Consider the following 18,964-nt stretch of genomic DNA (forward strand, 5'->3'; position numbering starts at 1 on the left):
GATGAGTAGATTTGATAGCGAAATACATATTACTCCATCAGTGATAGATCGGTTGCTTGACGATGAGCCAGAGTTAACACAAGAAGCTCTGGCTTCACGTTCCCGCAGTTTGCAGCAGTTTAAGCAAGCTGTAAAACGTGATTTAGAATGGTTACTTAATACACGTCAAACATTGAAAATATCTGATGAATTAAAAGAGTTAAGTCATTCTATTGCTAATTATGGATTGCCTGATCTTTCTAATGTAAATGTTAAAAGTGTTAATGAACAACACAAATTAGAACAATTGTTGGAAAAAATAATTAAAATATTTGAGCCTAGGTTAGAAGATACTTTAGTAAAACTTGAACCTGTATTAGAAAATGAGCCAGCTTTACATTTTCGTATCGATGCAAAACTTAAAGTTGAACCTGCTCCAGAACTGGTAAGTTTTGATACTGTCCTACGCCTTGATAGTGGTCGTTATCTTGTTAAGGAGGGGTGATGAGAGATGAACTGTTAGGATATTATGAAAAAGAGTTAGCTTTTTTAAGACAAATGGGAGCAGAGTTTGCAGAAAAATATCCTAAAGTTGCTGGAAGACTAGTTTTAGAAAAAGATAAATGTGAAGATCCCCATGTAGAACGTCTTATTGAAGCTTTTTCCTTTCTAGCTGGACGTATACGGCTAAAATTAGATGATGAATTTCCTGAAGTAACAGAATCTTTACTTAACATCCTTTATCCTCATTACTTAAACCCTATACCATCAATGTCTATTGCTAAGTTTGCTCTTGACCCTGAACAAGGAAAACTAACTACAAGTTATCAAATTAATAAAGGCATTACACTTTATTCCAAACCAATTCATGGAACACCTTGTAGGTTTCGCACTTGTTACCCAACTACACTGTGGCCCATAGAAGTAACATCTGCTGAACTAAGTTCTAATGCCCCTGCTGACTCTTATGGTAGATATAGTCAAGCTTTTATTAAACTTTCTTTGCATTGTCTAAATAACACCCAACTATCTGAGCTAAAACAAAGTGAAGGTAAAGAACCAATTGACCGATTACGCTTTTTTCTTAATGGAGAATCACAACTTGTTTATCCTCTCTATGAACTTATTTTTAATAATGTTACCAAGATAGAACTGCGTTCTATTAAAGGAAAAAGAATTTTAGGTAGCACTCCAAATGTAGTTTCATTGCCAAAAGATAATATTCAAGCTGTAGGTTTTGGTGAAGATGAAGGATTACTACCATATACTACACGCTCATTTATTGGATATCGTTTATTAACAGAATATTTTGCTTTTCCAGAAAAATACCTTTTCTTTGATTTATTGGGCATTGATTTAGCTGCTAAAGCTGGATTTGGAGAAGAGTTTGAAATTTTTATTTATCTAAAAGATGTTAAACCTCCAACTGCTCGTATAGAATCTTCCACTTTTCAACTAGGCTGTACACCTATTATTAATCTTTTTCATAAAACTGCTGAACCTATTCAGCTTACACATCAACAATATGAATATCATGTTATAGCTGATATTCATCGCCAAATGGCAACAGAAATTTATTCTGTAGATGATGTGATAACTACAGACCCTTATTTACAGCAAGCACAGCATTATCAGCCTTTTTATTCTTTAAGACATAGTTATAAACAAGAGCAAATCAAAACATTTTGGTATACAACTAGGCGTGCCTCACAACGTAAAGACGACCCAGGAACAGAAATTTATATTTCATTAGTAGATCTTAATTTTAATCCTAATGTTCCAGCAGTAGAAACTTTAACTGTATCTGTAACTTGTACAAATCGAGATTTACCAGCCAAACTACCTTTTGGAGGTCAAGAAGGAGACTTTCAAATTGAGGGTAATGCACCTATTTCACAGATTGTTTGTTTAAAAAAACCTACTAATACTTTACGTCCACCGATGCGACGTTCAGCACATTGGCGACTGATTTCACATTTAAGCTTAAATTATTTATCAATTGTTGAGAGTAAAGAAAACTCTGCTGAAGCTTTACGAGAGATTTTGCTTCTTTATGATTTTGTGGATTCTCCAGCAACAAGAAAGCAAATTTATGGAATTGAAAAAGTAAGTAGTCGTCGAGTAGTTCGCCAAATTGGGCCACGTATTGGAACAGGTTTTGTTCGAGGAACTGAATGTTCTATAGAATTTGATGAAGATCAATTTGTTGGCAGTGGTGTTTTTCTTTTTGCTTGTGTGCTAGAACGTTTTTTAGCACTTTATACTTCTCTTAATTCTTTTAGCCAATTGAAAATCAGCACTAAACAACGGGAAGGATGGGTAAAAACATGGCTACCTCGTTTAGGCGATCAAATCCTTCTTTAAAACAACACCTGGCCCAAGAACCATATTGTTTTAATTTCTTTCAAGCAGTAAGGCTTTTAGAAAGAAGTTTTCCTAATCGCCTTGGTGTTGGTCGTGATAGTAGCCCTAAACAAGAAGTAACACGTTTTCATAACCATATTTCACTTAATTTTCCACCTAGTGAAATAAATAAAATTATATTTTCTCCAGAAGACTTATCAATAGAACATCCAAGTAAAATGTTTGTAAGATTTATGGGGATGGCTGGGATAAATGGGGTATTACCATTACCTTATACAGAACTTTTAATTGAACGCCGCCGCTACAAGGATCAAACCTTAGCAGATTTTTTAGATATCTTTAATCATCGAATGATTTCTTTATTTTATCGAGCATGGGAAAAATATAGATTTCCTGTAATTTATGAAAAAAATCATGATGATTACTTTACAAATTATCTTTTTGACACAATTGGAATGGGTACAAAAGGCTTACAAAAAAGACTTAGTTTTTCTGATAAAGCCTTACTTCTTTATGGAGGTCTTATTGGTCAAAAACCGCATTCTATAAGTGCAATAACTGCTATTTTAAGAGATTTTTTTCAAGTACCTGCTAAAGTAGAATCACTTACTGGACAATGGCTAAAACTTGATTCTGAAAGCATAACTCAGCTTGGAAAAGCTAATAGTACACTAGGACAAAGTACTATAGTAGGAAATAGAGTTTGGGATCAACAATCTAAATTTTGTTTAATTTTTGGGCCACTAAGATTTCAAGAATTTAAGGAATTTTTGCCTATTGGATCAGCTTATCAATCTGTTATTGATTTAACACGGTTTTTAGTTGGACAAGAGCTTGATTTTGATGAGCAGTTAGTTCTTAAGAAAACAGAAGTTCCTGCTTGAAAACTAACAAATAATCAACAACAAGGCATGCTATTAGGGTTGGACTACATGGCTTAAAACTAAAGAATTTAATCAGGATGATAGACAAGTAATGCTTAGAACGGATGGTTATTTTCTAATGTAGTCTGGAAAGGTGGTGGTTATGAATACTAGCCTTAAGTCACTAATTGAGAAACTAAATAATACTTGTCGAAATGCTTTAGAAACAGCAGCAGGACTATGTTTGTCAAAAACTAATTTTGATGTTGATTTAGAGCATTTTTTGATAAAACTTTTAGAACTTCAAAATACAGATTTTTTACGAATTATCCAACATTTTGAGATTAATATCTCACGGCTTAATCGGGATTTAACTGCTGCACTAGAAAGCTTAAAGACTGGTAATAACCGTAATCCAGCATTGTCTTCTAATATACCAAGATTATTAGAAAATGCTTGGTTGATTGCTTCAATTGATTTTGGTGAAGTACAAATTAGATCTGGTCATATTTTATTAGCAATGCTTACAGATGAACGCTTGCTAAAAATTGCTCGTGAAATTTCTAAAGAATTTGAATTAATTGTTCCAGATACTTTGAAAAAAAGATTTATAGAAATTGTCGCAGGATCAATAGAAGAAATTAAATCTTTTGGCAAATCTGCTTCAGAAGCAGCATCTAGCGGAGCAGTAAATCTTGCAGGAAAAACTCGTGCATTAGATCAATTTACTATTGACCTAACAGAACGAGCGCGTAAGGGAGATATTGACCCTGTTCTAGGACGGGATTTTGAAGTACGACAAATTATAGATATTCTAATTCGTCGCCGCCAAAATAATCCAATTCTTACAGGGGAAGCAGGAGTAGGTAAAACGGCAGTAGTAGAAGGTTTCGCGCTTCGTGTTGTTCAAGGTGAAGTTCCAGCACCACTAAAAAATGTTGCTATTCGTACACTTGATCTTGGTTTATTACAAGCTGGTGCAGGGATTAAAGGCGAATTTGAAAACCGCTTAAAATCAGTAATTGAAGAAGTAAAATCTTCGCCACAGCCAATAATTTTATTTATTGATGAAGCTCACACAATGATTGGAGCAGGTGGACAAGCAGGTCAAAGCGATGCTGCTAATTTGCTTAAACCAGCTTTAGCTCGTGGAGAGTTAAGAACAATTGCTGCTACTACTTGGGCGGAGTATAAAAAGTATTTTGAAAAGATGCTGCATTAGCTAGACGCTTTCAAGTTGTTAAAATTGAAGAACCAAACGAAGAACAAGCTATTGCTATGATGAGAGGTTTAGTTATTAAATTACAAAATCATCATAATGTACGTATTTTGGATGAAGCTGTTATTGGTGCTGTAAAACTTTCACATCGCTATATTACTGGTCGTCAATTGCCTGATAAATGTGTTAGCGTACTTGATACAGCTTGCGCCCGTGTAGCAATTAGCCAAGTAGCTATTCCATCCTCAGTAGAAGCCACACAACACAAGCTAGATCAACTCAATACAGAATTAGACAGCTTAAAACGAGAAACTTTAACAGGTACAAATCATCAAAAACGTATTAGTAAAATCTCTGAAGAACAATCTAATCTTGAAACTCGGTTAATACAGTTAAAAGCTCAATGGGAGACAGAGCTTAGGCTAATTAATCAAATTCGTACAATAAGATTAGAGTTAGAAAATCAAGCTACAACGCAAGCCAAAGATAACGAGCCAAAAGAACCTTTAGATAAATTACAAAACCAATTGACAAAGTTAAATCAAGAACTAGCCAACATTCAAGGCGAAACCCCATTAATGCAAGCGTGTGTAGATGCTCAAGCAGTAGCAGAAGTTATTTCTGGTTGGACAGGTATTCCTATTGGCAAAATGCTTACAGATGAGATTAATTTAATTCTCACAATGAAAGAAAGATTAGAACAACGTATCATTGGTCAATCACATGCACTAGAGGCTATCAGCCGTCGTATTCGCACTTCGCGGGCTACTCTTACAGATCCACGCCGTCCTATTGGAGTTTTTCTTTTAGTTGGCCCTAGTGGTGTAGGTAAAACTGAAACAGGTTTAGCATTAGCAGAATTACTATATGGTGGAGAACGTAATCTTATCTCTATTAATATGAGCGAATACCAAGAGGCTTATACTGTATCTTCCTTAAAAGGTTCGCCTCCTGGATATGTTGGTTATGGAGAAGGAGGCGTTTTAACAGAAGCCGTAAGACGTAAACCTTATTCTGTAATTCTTTTAGATGAGGTTGAGAAAGCTCATCCAGATGTAATGGAACTCTTTTATCAAGTCTTTGATAAAGGAATATTAGAAGATGCAGAAGGTCGAGAAATTGACTTTAAGAATACTGTAATTTTGCTTACTTCTAATGTAGGTACAGACATAATTATGAAGTTATGTGCTGATCCTGATACTACACCATTACCTGATAAATTAGTTGAAACTCTAAGACCAGAACTGATAAAAGCCTTCAAACCTGCTTTACTAGGACGTATGATCGTTATTCCTTATTTTCCTATCTCTGATCAAGTGATGAAATTAATTATCAAACTACAACTAGGCAGGATAGCTAAACAAATGAGAGAAAACCATAATGCTAGTTTTAGTTATGATGAGTCTGTTATTAATGAAATAGCTAGTCGTTGTAAAGAAGTAGAAAGCGGCGCACGTAATGTTGATCATATTTTGACAGGAACCTTACTTCCAGAAATTGCAGGAGAATTTTTATCTCGAATGGCAGCAAAACAAGCTGTGTCCCAAGTGATGGTTAAAGTAGGAACAGACAGTAATTTCATTTATGAAATTATTTAGCTAGTGAAAACTAATATGATAGTGAGGTAGAAATGAATAATAAAGTTTTTCCTCACCCTTTAGGATATGAAAATAATCCTCGCCTAATATCAATGGGTAAGCAGGCGGCAGAAATGGTAGCAAATTTTTTGCCTACTGCCCAACCAACTTTAGTAACAAGCAATTATGGTTTAGTAGAATTATCGCCTGGGTCAATTTGGCCAGGCGATAATCTATTAGTTTATGCTTCTCCTCAAGAAGTATTCTTTACTACTGGAGATATATTACATTCTTTATCAGCACAGAAATTTCTTGAAGAGCATTGGCCCAGTGCTAGCTTGCCAATTAACCAAGAAAATAGCCAAATCGTCTTAGCACAAGACGAAAGGGAAATTTTACAAAGTATATTTGTTCCCTGGTATATTACATTAGGCTTAAGTCCAGCAAAGATAGCATTATTTTATAGTCGTAATCGTGACACATTAGAACGCTCACTTTATCTTGCACCAGCATTATTGCAAATCTTAAACACGTGTCGTTATCGTTATCACAAGCTTTTTATGCCAATTCCATCATCAACTGATGCAGGCTTTGCAATAAATCATTTACCTCTAAAATGTAGTAGGGAAGATGTAGCCTATTTTATTGCTCGGTTATTAAAAAGGCGAACACTACCACCAAATAAAACTTTAGGTGCTGTAGAACATATTGTTTCTAATACTATTGTTATAGTCCTAAAAACTATTGATGCTTTGGAAAAACTTTTTTATATGGTTGTGTCTTATAATGTGACTAAGATTATTCTATCTTTATTTCCACCTGCTGGCGCGTTAATGCCCTGGGTTGATTATGATGAAGTAAAAGAAATAGCTATATCAGAATATTCTGAATATCTTGCTGCTAGAATGGGAGAAGAAGGTTATTTTTTATCTCAATCAGAAGCAACAGAGATTTTAAGAGAATTAGTTAATGATCCAGGAACAATCTTAAAACTAAGAGATTTAGAAACCTTGATAAGACGCTTTATACCTGTTATTAAACAGTTGCATATAGCACTTTATCAAAGCAGTTAATTTAGTAAAAGAAAGGGAACGACCTTTGGGAGAATACAAACAGCAAAACCGAAAATTCCAGTTATTTACACCTTTAGGAGAAGATGTTCTTTTATTGCAAGGTTTTACTGGACAAGAAGCTATTTCAAGAATGTTTCATTTTGATTTAAGGCTGCATTCAGAAGACCGTGCTATTACATTTGATTCTATTGTTGGTAAACAAGCGACTATTAAAATTATTTTGGCTGATAATAAAACAGAACAATATATAAATGGATTAATTAGTTCATTTTCTCAAGGTGGCTCATCTTCAACTTTTGCTTACTACCACGCTACATTAGTTCCTTGGGTTTGGATGCTAACACGAACTAGCAATTGTCGAATTTTTCAAAATATGACTGTCCCTGATATTATCCAGCAAATTTTAGATGAGCATATAAAAAGGATTTCACATAATGAATATGCTGATTTTAAGTTGCGGCTTCATCGTAAGTTTGAAGCTAGAGAATATTGTGTTCAATACCGAGAAACAGACTTTAATTTTATTTCTCGGCTGATGGAGGAAGAAGGGATTTTTTATTTTTTTGAGCATGAAGCAAAAAAACATACTTTAGTTTTAGCTGACCATTACAATGAATTTAAGGTATGTAAAAATCAGCCTACTATTAGATATGAACTATCTAGCGGTGAACGTCGAGCAGAAGAAGTTATTACTGAATGGAGTATTAGACAAGAAATTCGTCCAGGCCAATATGAAATAAATGATTTTGACTTTAAACAACCTGCATTAGACCTTACAGCTAATATAATTGGTAAGGATGAGAGAAAATTTGAGATTTATGACTACCCTGGTAAATATTATAAAAAAAGTGAAGGCGAAGAGCGCGTTAACATTCGCATGGAAGAAGAAGATGCTGCTCGAATTGTTGCTATTGGTTCAAGCACTAGTAAAGGGTTTTTTTCAGGTTCTCGTTTTAAGCTAGTAGAGCATTACCGAAAAGATCTTAATAATGATTATATTCTTACATCAATACATCATATTGCAGACCAAGGTAGCAATTATCGTAGCTCAGAAGCTAATGCTATAGAAAGTTTTGATTATAGAAACCATTTCCAAGCCATACCTTATCCTTCATCCTATCGACCTCCTAGAGTAACACCTACACCTATAATTTATGGTTCTCAAACAGCAATAGTAGTAGGGCCAAAAGGGGAAGAAATTCACGTTGATAATTATGGTAGAGTAAAAGTTCAATTTCATTGGGATCGTGAAGGAAAATATAATGAAAATAGTTCTTGTTGGGTACGTGTCTCACAAAATTGGGCTGGAAAACGTTGGGGAGCAATATTTTTACCTAGAATAGGACAAGAAGTAATAGTAGATTTTTTAGAAGGTGATCCAGATCGTCCAATTATTACAGGACGTGTTTATAATGGTAGTTCTATGCCACCTTATGAACTTCCAGCAGAGAAAACTAAAAGCACCACTAAAAGCTATTCTTCAAAAGGTGGAGAAGGTTTTAATGAAGTACGGTTTGAAGATAAAAAAGGACAGGAGCAAATTTTTATTCATGCACAAAGAAATAAAGATATCCGAATAAAAAATGATTTATTTGAGACTGTTGGCAGCAGTAGCCATCTAATTGTTGGCGGGGATCAATTAGAATCTATTGGTAATGATAAACACCTTACAATCAAAAATAACCATAATGAGAAAGAAGGAGGCTCATTTTCTCGCAGTGCTGGTGGGGATATTTGCCAAAAAGCTGGAGAAAATATCTTTTTAGAAGCAGGTAATGAAATAGACATTAAATCAGGAACATATATCGCGCTTAAAAGTGGAAGTATTAGTTTAGTAGGAGATGGAGGTTTTATTACTATAGATAGTAGTGGTATTTATATTAATGGTACAATGGTTTATATAAATAGTGGTGGAATGGCAATTCCTGCAATGGATGCTAAACCAACAACACCAAAGAAACCAAAAGAGGCAGATACTGCAATAGCTGGAGAAATGGCAGAATTACCATTGCCAAAACGAGCCAGAAAAGTTAGTAGTTATAGCCCAGGAGCTTTAGCAATGAAAAAAGCTGCTATTGATGGTGTGCCTTTTGTCGAAATTTAGGATTAATTATGCTAACAGAAAACATGTTAAATGAATTAGCTCAAAAACTATTTTCTAACGAAGATATACAAGCTTATGCTGTTCTTGATGGTGCATCAATTCCCAATCTTTTAGAAAAATTAGATGAACATCAAGTAGAATGTGAATGTCTTTTTGCTGGTGAGTTAGAAGATGATATGGCTGAAGTAGCACCATATTTAGTAAAATTAACTGCTGATTCAACATTTGCAGAATGGCTTTTATTAGAAGGTTGGGGAAAACATTGGGGTATTTTTGTTTTAACTAAAATGGAAAACTCTGCTTTACTCAACCATTTATGTAAATTTATAAGAGTGCGCAATGAAGAAGGTAAAGTGTTATATTTTCGTTTTTATGACCCTAGGGTATTAGCTAAATTTCTCCCAACTTGCACAACCAAAGAATTAACAAATTTTTTTGGTAAAATTGAAAACTTTATAATAGAAACAGAAAATAAAGAAATAGCTAGTTGTTTTTCTTTGAGTAATTCAAACTTACAAGAAGATAAGATTTCTTTAGTATAAACTCAAAATATTGACTTTATGTTTATAAATAACACTGGAGAATAAAATGAAGAAAGTTTGGAAAAAGATAGAGGAATGGTTAGAAAATAACGCAAAGCATGTTCTTGATAGCTTACAACCAGGAGCAACAGATGAAGAAATTGCTGAAACTGAAAGATATTTAGGTGTTAAATTCCCTGAAGAAGTAAAAAAATCATATAAAATTCATAATGGACAATATCCAAGTAAAATGATTGGGTTTATAGAAGGAAGAGATTTCTTATCTTTAGAAGAAATAAAATCGCAATGGACAATATGGAAAGAATTAGTAGAAGGTGGGGATTTTGAAGGAAATGAGGGAGAGCCAGAAGGCCCTGTAAAACCAGATTGGTATAACCTTAAATGGATACCAATTACGCATAATGGAGGTGGAGATCATCATTGTATAGATTTAGACCCAGCAGAAGAAGGTAATATAGGTCAGATAATAGAAATGTGGCATGATGATGGAGCAAGAACAGTTGTTGCTAAAAGTTTAAAAGATTGGTTAAAAGAATTTGCAAATGCTCTAGAAGAAGGCGAGTATATAGTTAATGATGAATATGGGCTGGAAAATTAAAGTAAAATATTATATAAATAATAAAATATATTTATATAAACAAGTATATTTTGGATAATACATTAAATTGCTATTAAAATAAGGAAAAATTTATGTTATCTGCACGTATTGGTGATTCTGAAATTTGTCCAATAACAGGCACGGCTGCAATTATTACGGGTATGCCAACAGTGATTGTTGGTTATATGCCTGCTGCTAGGGTTACAGATTCACTTAATTGTAGTGCAACTATAATAACAGGCTCATTTACTGTACAAATAGGCTTTCAACCAGCAGCACGAATTACTAGCACTACTTCGCACGCAGGAGTAATTTCAACAGGCTGTCCAACAGTAATAATTGGTGGGTAAAACTTTTTTCTAAAAATCTATAAAATTATGCTAAAAATTCGTAACCAACAAATACAAGCATTTCAGTCAGTAGCAGAAACAGCATTTTTACGTAAATTAGTTGAATATCTTTATGAAAACCACCCACAAATAGCTGTACAAATAGGAGAAAATCTAAGCGTAATTTGCCAAATTCCAGAAAAAGAACTAAAAATTTTAGTAGCAGGCGCAATAAATCATGCTCGCACTTATGGAATAACTAGCGAAAGCTCACTTGCTGCATTTGTGGTATTAATGTTTGTTACTGCACCAAACTTTGATGATCATCCATTACTTAAACGCTTACTTGAAGATGAAAAAATTGCTCCTAATGATCGTATTGATAGTTTTTGGCAACAAACTACAGAACAGAATTGGCAAGTGGTAAAACAAAACTATGATCCTAAAGCTTGGCAAAATCTTAAAAAGGAAAATAAATGAAAAACACTTCAATTAAACGTAATGCAAGAAATGCTGTTACTTCGGTAAAAAATTATTTTTCCTTCTACCCACCATCACCAATAATTTATTCTATTGCAGCAAAAAAAGTATTGGAATTAAACTTATTAGTTGTAAATAATAGTTATTGGCAAACTGCTGATTATAAAGAGCTATTAGCTTCTTATTTAGAAACAACTGAACGTATTTTGAATATAAAAATTAAAATTATTGAAGAAAAAATTTGTGATATAAATGATAAAATTTTTAATATAGGTAATTGGGATGGACTAAGAAACTACACAAAAGAAATAGTTGATATAATAAACAAATATGGGTCAAAAGATAGATTAACACTTTTACTTTGTAATGAAATTGAAAATGCTCAAGCTTTAGCAGTTCTAAAGAGTTGGTCAGGAGAAAAAGACGGTTTAGAAAAAGAAGCTATTATTTTATCTTCAAAATCAACAGACAATGCTCTTAGCCAACTTTTAGCTAGAATCTTTAGTAGTAAAATACCTTTTCCTACTAGCGATGATCCTAATAATTTGCTTTGCTTATTAAATAATGGCGGGGAAGAATACTTAGAAGTAGAACGCAAAATAGCACAAAATAGTAATTACTTAAAATAATTTTTAATAAATTTTTAGCTACTTGAAAAATATGAACTCTGATAATTATGAAAAACTATCGCACTTAGTAAATAAGCTGCATAGTATGGCAAGCAATAAACAATTTTATAATCCACAACTAACTAGAACTAAAATTTGTTGTTTAGTAGATGATAATTTGTCTATACACGCTTTACGATGTGGCAAAAATTCTCTTGAAGACCCTTTAGAAATGCAGACAATTGAATATGTTTGTTTTAACTCAGAAACTCAAACTTCACTTCAATGGCAAGCTTTAGCTCCAACAATATTTCATCCTGCTTTTCCTACATTAATATTAAGTAAAGATCAGATTTTTGCTTTAGTAGTGGGCTTATCAAAGAATGATAAAGATAGTGATCGTTATTCCCGCTATTATGCTCATTTTTGGTCAATTGGTAATGACTTCTTAGACACCTATCCACAACCGCTAAACGGCGCGATAAAAGCAGCCGTAACTAAAAGTGGAAAACTTTTATTAGTTTCAACTAGTTGGGTGCCGCCCGTAGCAATAAGTTTATCTCGACCATTAATTTTAGCTAGTTATGAAAATAATCAATTTTCTATACTTGCTAGTCCTCTTTTAGCAACAGATGTAGCCGGCAGTCTTCCATCTTTGATTGCTATTTATGCAACTAAAAAAGATGAAATACATTTAGTTTATGATGGTTATTATCAATCATTAAAAGAAGATGGTTTACATCTTTGGCATGTTAAACTTGATGATGATGGTAAAACTTTAGTTACAGAGGATCTTGGACTAGCACCAAAGTTTCCTCTACTTAGTGAAATACTAACGGCTCCTGATGGGTCAATTTACCTATTAATAGTTTATTTTGATGAATTTACTCGACAAACTTTAGAACACAAACTAATAAAAATTTCAGGCCAAGACATAGAAAATAGTAAAACTGAGCATTACTTTATTGATAACTGGCTCCAAATACATAGCGTTTGGTTTGATGACAATCAAATTTATTATTATGGCCCTGACAAAATTCCTTTTTCCTAATCTTCCTTAAAATAATTTGTTAAATTTTTCAGTAGACTGCTAATTTATTCGCAGTTTATTTTATTAAAATTCCTTGTCACTTAGGGCTATAAACTTAATACAGTAAATTCAAGATTTACTGTATTAACTATTATGCTAACCTATTTATTTTAGTAGGTTTATAATCACTTATAATAAAGTAAAATTCCCGGCAATTTATTTTTTTAGCTGCTTTATAAGGCATAGATATTGCGTCATTTAATAATGTTCCATTCTTGTACTTAAAGGAGGGGCTATGACGCAAATAAATTTTTTACCTAACTCTATTAATCAGAAGTCATCAAACATCATTCATTTTATTATAGGGTTAGTTTTATTATTGTTGCTGTTACTAGTTTTCTTTGCAAAAACCACTAATGGAGCAATAATACAACAACCTCAATGTCTTACTTGTCCAGAAAATATTAGTGTTGTGGTAGATCCTACTATGTGTGGTGCAAATGTTACTTTTCCACCTCCTAATATTAATGGGTGTCCTACAAGCGCAACTTTAACTTTTTCTCATCCTTCAGGAGGATTTTTTCCTGTAGGGCGAACAACTGTAACTGTTACAGCCTCTTTATCAGGGCAAACAGTTGGACAATGTAGCTTTACTATTACAGTAGTTGATAATGAAGCTCCTAGGATCAATTGCCCTACAGATATTACTGTTAATAATTCTCATGGCCAAGCTAGTGCGTTAGTAAATTTTCCTAGCCCAAGAATTACTGATAATTGTGGTATAGATAGGGTTGTTTTTGATCCTCCAACAGGTTCACTCTTTCCTATTGGTACTACAACAGTTTCATTAACAGCTTTTGATATTTCGGGAAATAGAGCAACTTGTTTTTTTAGAGTTATAGTTCTTGACCAAGAACCACCTAGAATAATTTGTCCAGCTAATTTTACAGTAAATACTTCACCGGGAAATTGTTTTGCTACAGTAGTTTATCCACCTGTACAAGTTACTGATAATTCACAATTTACCAGCATAACTTATTTACCACCATCAGGTTCCCTTTTACCATTAGGCACAACAGTAGTTCAAGTTATTGCAACTGATAGATCTGGTAATACGGCTACTTGTAGTTTTAATGTTACCGTAGGAAGTGGCGAGCCACTAAAAATTAATTGTCCAACAGATATATTGGTTACAGCTACTAATGGTCAATGTGGTATGGTGGTTAATTATCCAACACCAACAGTAAATAATTCCTGTGAAGGTGTAAAGGTGGTTAGTTCTCCTGCCTCAGGAACATTTTTCTCGTTAGGTACAACTTTAGTTACAGTTACTGCTACTGACCCAACAGGAGCAACTGCAAATTGTAGTTTTAATATAAGGGTTAATAGCTCTCAACCTCCACAACTAGCTTGTCCAGAAGATATAAAAGTTAATACCTTTGGAGAAGATTGTGCAATTAGAGTTGATTATCCTTCTGCAATACTTGTTAATAATTGTCCAGATACAAAAATTGAGTATTCCATCCCATCAGGTTCATTATTTGCAGTTGGTAAAACTCCTGTAACTGTTACTGCAACAGATCGTGCAGGAAATAAAACTACTTGTAGTTTTAATGTAGAAGTGGTTGGTATACCTATTTTAAGGTTAAGAGTAGAAAATGATAACTTACCACTTATTTTTGGCCCAACTTCTGCTCGCCGTAAACCTAAGAACCTACCATTATTTAGAATGTTTGAATTAGAAAATGTTGGTTGTGGTCAAGCACCAATGATCTTTGCTTCAATGTTACGTTTTGGAGATGATGTTGATAGCCAAAGAATTATTAACCCTGATGACCAAAGTCTTTTTCTTGTTCAAGCTGACCGTCCAGATCGCAGTGGGCAAAGAATAAATATGGGAAGTAATATATTGTTGGGAGCAAAAGAAAAAAGAACATTTTTTATTTTGTTTCAACCTTTAATTCCACCTGTTAGTAACTCAACAGAAAACTTAAGTGCTAGAGAAGTTTTACCACAAGCACTTATTTCACGTTTTACCATTACACAAGAAGCTAAAAATCCAATTGAAATTCCTTTAATTGGGAAAGTTTCAACAGAAGTAAAACTTATTGATCCTGTAGATACTAGACGCACTCCTAGAGTTTCATTTTCTCGTAATGGAAATGTCTTTACAGTTGAATTTTCTGTTTATGACTCAAATCTTGATGTTAATCGAGCAACTTTCCAGTTTTTCAATGCTAATGGTCAAGCTGTTGATCAAGCTATTACTGTTAACCTAATACAAGCTTTACAAGAAAATCGTCTTTTACGAGGTCAAAGTTTTACTGTAGAACAAAAATTTACTGGAGCTAATGACCATCCAGAATATAGCAAAGTACAAGTTACGGTTTTTGATAGCAGCACCAGTGCTACAACTCAATCTAATGGTTTGACCAGTATAACTTTAGCTAACCCATTAGTTAACTCTAGTGAAAATAAAATTATTTTGCCAGTAATTAATCTTGTAATACCTAATTACTAATGTAGTGATGAGCTAATTAAATTAACTGATGGAAAGGAGCTAGTATGATAAAAAATAAACTAACTTTAATGGTTTTGTTTCTAATTATCTCACTGTTAATAACCATTATCCCATCTCCTATTTATGCTACAGATAAAGAAGAGGTAAATAAATATTTGCCAAACCGCTTTCAAAAAAGTTATTTGCTAGGAAATATAGGTACTATAGAGGCTTTTGGCAAAATATCTATTAATGGACAAATAGTTAATCAAAAGAGTTTTTTTAATTCTGGTGATTACTTACAAACAGGAAGCGATGCTACTGCAACACTTTTTATTAATAGCTCAGGAAAAGTTATATTAGGCCAAAACACTTCTGTTTATTTTGCTGTTAGTAAAGTAGTTGAAGGTAATGGGGTAGAAAAATCTATATTGATTGCTGATTTAGTTGGAGGCTCATTAAGTGTAAAACTTAATGATAAATCACAGGCTTATGTAGAATCTGGAGGTTTAATTTTTACTGCTAATGCTGGATCTAGTTTTCGTGCTTCTAATTGTAATGGTCAGTTAGAAGTATTAGGAGATGTCATTTTTCAAAATAGCCGGCAGTATATTGTTAGACCGGTTGAAGTAGGAGCAACACTGAGTGTAAAAGCTCGTAGTACACGCCAAATTCAAATTCAAGTTACAGATGAAAATGACCGTCCTGTACCTGACTTACCAATTATTTTTACTTTAGGCAGCCAGTTAGGAAAATTTGGTGCTACTAATGCTATTGCTACTACAAATAGCCAAGGTATAGCTTCTATTAACTTTACGGCAGGCAATACATCTGGTACTACATCCATTACAGCTACAGTAAAAGATACAAATTACTCTTGGACTGGTGAAATATCTGTTTTCAAAGTTGGCTTCTGGTCAACACGAAATAAAATTTTAGTCACCACAGCAGCAATAGCAGCAGGTACTGTGACAGGTATTGTAATTAGTCAATCTGGTAATGATGTAAGACCTAATGTAGTAGCACAACCACCTATCATTACACCTAGATAACAATAAAAACAGTGACAACTAAAATTGTCACTGTTTTTATTTTATTTATAAGAAGGTAAAAGATTATGCTAAAACTTAATAAAATATATCAGTACTTCTTCTTTATCTTCTTTTTTATACTTGTAATAACTTTAACTATTAATGTTAGCGGTCAAGAAAAACGCACTAGAGGAATTAATGTCAAAGTTGGTGCAACAAGTGCTGAGGTAAAAGCAGGTAAAGAAGTAAATCTATGGGCAATAATAATTGGTATCTCGCATTATAAAAATGGTGATAAAAATCTAGATGGTTATCAAATCTCTAATCTAAAAAATGCTGCTGATGATGCTCAAGCCATTTATGACTTTTTACGTAGCGATGAAGGCGGAAACTTTCGTGATATAAGCGAAGGTGGGAAAATGATTCTGCTCAAGGATGAACAAGGAACTAAAGCTAATGTAGAAAAGGCATTAAGCCTCATTAAAGATGCTAAAACAGATGATTATTTTGTTGTTTATATTGCTGTTCATGGAGCTTTGATTCCTCAACGAATTGATAACCGCACAATAGATGTACCTTATTTTGTTCTCTATGATACAGATTTGCGAGATATGCCAAATACAGCACTAAAAATGGAAGAATTCCGCAATGCAGTTAGTAAAGTGTCTGCTCGAAAAGGACTAGTGCTTTCTGATACTTGTCATAGTGCTGGAGTTCAAATGGCTGGACGCGATCCATCTTCTAGTTCACTAAGGGCTAATATTCGTTATTTAGAAGAAATGCAACGTGTTAGTAGTGGTATTGGTTTTATTTCTGCTTCAGATCAATTAGAACAATCCTATGAATTAGATGAGTTAGGACATGGCGCATTTACTTATAGTTTTTTAGAAGCTCTTCGTGGTAATGCAGATGAAGACCAAAATGGAGTAGTAACATTTAATGAATTAGTAAAATATTTACGTGAAGAAGTACCACGCTTAACAGACCAAAAACAACATCCTCACTATAACACAACCTCAATAGAGGCTAATTATTTGCCTCTTTCAGTAGTTAATTATGCTGATACTAACTCAACTAATAATAGCAATTATGGAACTTTAGTAATTCGTACACCTGATATCGATGGTGTAGAAGTTGCCATAGATGGTGTATCATTAGGTAAAATTTCTGATAATGGAGAAAAGACTGTAAAAGTACAAACAGGAGAACGGTTAATTACTTTCTCTAAGAATGAATTAAAACAAAAACTATCAGAGACCGTTTTAGCTGGTCATTCAAAACTTATTGAAGTAAATCTTTCATTTTCTGAAAGTGATGAGGAAGCAATTGTGCAACCTACTAAAAGACAGCTAAATGTTTATTTACAAGAAGATAAACAACCTAATAAAGAGGCTAAAGAGCTTTTCTTAAAAGGTGTTGAATCCTTTAATCAGCAAAAATTTGAGGAAGCTCTAAAATTACTCAACCAAGCAGTAAAAAGCAATAATGGTGCTTATGTTGATGCTTTAGTTTATCGTGGGCGTACAGAACAATCTCTTAAACGCTTTGAAGCGGCTGTAAATAGCTTTTCTAGTGCTTTGTCAATAAGACCTTCAGATTTTGAAACACGTGTACTTTTAGCTGAAGCAAAATTTAATGCTAGTTATAATGTCAACGAAATTACCAACGACCTTCAAAAAATAATTAAAAACCATCCTAATTTTGATTATGCACGAGTTGTTTTAGGTGACATACTTTTGTGGCGACGAGATATAATTGGAGCAGAACGTCAATTGCGCCGTGCTATTTTGATAAATCCTCTATCACCTCCAGCACACCTAATCTTAGCTGATGTGTTAACTTATCAAAACAGTAACTTAAAACAAAAAGAAGCTATAAAAGAAGCTGAAACGGCATTAAATCTGTTTGAGGAAGTTTCTAAAAAACAAGTTTCTGCTTTAAGAGGAATAAAAAAACTTTCTATCTCTCATATAATTTTTGGTGGAGGCCGATACGTTAATCAATCAGTAATGGCAGAAGCACATCATATTTTAGCTAAAACGATAAATCGTTTTGTAGAAAGAGATGAAACAATTACTAACCAAACAGAACTCTTAGCACGCGCTCGTAATCATATTGAACAAGCAATGAAATATGCTCAAGCAAGTAATGATAAACATCGTTTGGCTTTATTATATGACCTTAGCGCACAAAATTACTTACTTAAAGCTGATCCAACGACTGCTATTAATGAAGCAGAAAAAGCACTTAAACTTAGTGAAAATATAGTAGATCTTAAAGATTTTCCAGATGCTCACTATACACTTTATTCAGCTTATAATAGCAAACAAAAATTTAAAAAAGCCTCTGAACATTTGGAAAAATTTATTCAAAGTTATGGTAATCAATTAAGTGCTGAAGAACGTAGTAATTTTGAGGCAGAATTAAATAAATTAAAACGTGCAGCCACAGCAAATCGCCAATAATTGCGATTTGAATCTATCCTGAGCTTGACAGTTGAAATCTGGTTAGTAGACAGATTTTTGAGGACGCTTTTTTTGAGGCAAGCGTGAACCTATGGAACCCAAAATCTACAAAAACATGGTAACTAGGAAGAAAGAGAAGAAGTTTTTAATGATAATTTGGTCGTGTTATATTCATACTGATAATCCTTTCTTTTTTCTCTCA

The 18,964-nt window shown here is 33.5% G+C and carries 14 protein-coding genes and 1 pseudogene; all 15 read left to right on the forward strand.

What is annotated here, in order from left to right; genetic code table 11:
• Position 1 precedes the first annotated feature (1 nt).
• Complete coding sequence (gene tssE, locus IPK14_02505; GenBank protein ID MBK7992307.1) at positions 2–484, forward strand: type VI secretion system baseplate subunit TssE; 483 nt, start codon at positions 2–4, stop codon at positions 482–484.
• A complete protein-coding gene (gene tssF / locus IPK14_02510; GenBank protein MBK7992308.1) occupies positions 484–2,343 on the forward strand; it encodes a type VI secretion system baseplate subunit TssF in 1,860 nt (619 codons plus the stop codon). The genes tssE and tssF overlap by 1 nt, the downstream gene beginning before the upstream one ends.
• On the forward strand, positions 2,307–3,227 hold the full coding sequence (tssG, locus tag IPK14_02515) for a type VI secretion system baseplate subunit TssG (GenBank protein MBK7992309.1): 921 nt from the start codon (positions 2,307–2,309) through the stop codon (positions 3,225–3,227). The genes tssF and tssG overlap by 37 nt, the downstream gene beginning before the upstream one ends.
• Before the next feature lie 142 nt (positions 3,228–3,369).
• Positions 3,370–6,023: pseudogene (gene tssH, locus IPK14_02520) on the forward strand (type VI secretion system ATPase TssH).
• 32 nt (positions 6,024–6,055) lie between these two features.
• Positions 6,056–7,075 carry a hypothetical protein gene (locus tag IPK14_02525; GenBank protein MBK7992310.1) on the forward strand — a complete coding sequence of 340 codons (1,020 nt, stop codon included), beginning with the start codon at positions 6,056–6,058 and terminating at the stop codon, positions 7,073–7,075.
• A gap of 25 nt (positions 7,076–7,100) precedes the next feature.
• Positions 7,101–9,179, forward strand: coding sequence for a type VI secretion system tip protein VgrG (locus IPK14_02530; protein ID MBK7992311.1), 2,079 nt, complete (start codon positions 7,101–7,103; stop codon positions 9,177–9,179).
• A gap of 8 nt (positions 9,180–9,187) precedes the next feature.
• Positions 9,188–9,721, forward strand: a complete 534-nt coding sequence (locus tag IPK14_02535) for a DUF4123 domain-containing protein (GenBank protein MBK7992312.1) — start codon at positions 9,188–9,190, stop codon at positions 9,719–9,721.
• Positions 9,722–9,767: 46 nt separating this feature from the next.
• Positions 9,768–10,319 (forward strand): SMI1/KNR4 family protein, encoded by a 552-nt coding sequence (locus tag IPK14_02540; protein MBK7992313.1) that lies wholly within the window; start codon positions 9,768–9,770, stop codon positions 10,317–10,319.
• A gap of 92 nt (positions 10,320–10,411) precedes the next feature.
• Positions 10,412–10,669 (forward strand): PAAR domain-containing protein, encoded by a 258-nt coding sequence (locus tag IPK14_02545; GenBank protein ID MBK7992314.1) that lies wholly within the window; start codon positions 10,412–10,414, stop codon positions 10,667–10,669.
• A 27-nt stretch (positions 10,670–10,696) separates the two neighbouring features.
• Positions 10,697–11,128 carry a hypothetical protein gene (locus tag IPK14_02550; GenBank protein MBK7992315.1) on the forward strand — a complete coding sequence of 144 codons (432 nt, stop codon included), beginning with the start codon at positions 10,697–10,699 and terminating at the stop codon, positions 11,126–11,128.
• Positions 11,125–11,757 carry a hypothetical protein gene (locus IPK14_02555; GenBank protein MBK7992316.1) on the forward strand — a complete coding sequence of 211 codons (633 nt, stop codon included), beginning with the start codon at positions 11,125–11,127 and terminating at the stop codon, positions 11,755–11,757. Before IPK14_02550 ends, IPK14_02555 begins: the two co-directional genes overlap by 4 nt.
• Before the next feature lie 85 nt (positions 11,758–11,842).
• Positions 11,843–12,787, forward strand: coding sequence for a hypothetical protein (locus tag IPK14_02560; protein ID MBK7992317.1), 945 nt, complete (start codon positions 11,843–11,845; stop codon positions 12,785–12,787).
• Between the two features lie 274 nt (positions 12,788–13,061).
• The gene (locus IPK14_02565; protein MBK7992318.1) at positions 13,062–15,287 is read left to right on the forward strand and encodes an HYR domain-containing protein; all 2,226 of its coding nucleotides are present in this window, start codon (positions 13,062–13,064) and stop codon (positions 15,285–15,287) included.
• 44 nt (positions 15,288–15,331) lie between these two features.
• Positions 15,332–16,318, forward strand: coding sequence for a hypothetical protein (locus tag IPK14_02570; protein MBK7992319.1), 987 nt, complete (start codon positions 15,332–15,334; stop codon positions 16,316–16,318).
• Between the two features lie 65 nt (positions 16,319–16,383).
• Complete coding sequence (locus tag IPK14_02575) at positions 16,384–18,762, forward strand: caspase family protein (GenBank protein ID MBK7992320.1); 2,379 nt, start codon at positions 16,384–16,386, stop codon at positions 18,760–18,762.
• Positions 18,763–18,964 lie beyond the last annotated feature (202 nt).

This window comes from Blastocatellia bacterium, from assembly GCA_016713405.1.
Classification (GTDB): domain Bacteria; phylum Acidobacteriota; class Blastocatellia; order Chloracidobacteriales; family JADJPF01; genus JADJPF01.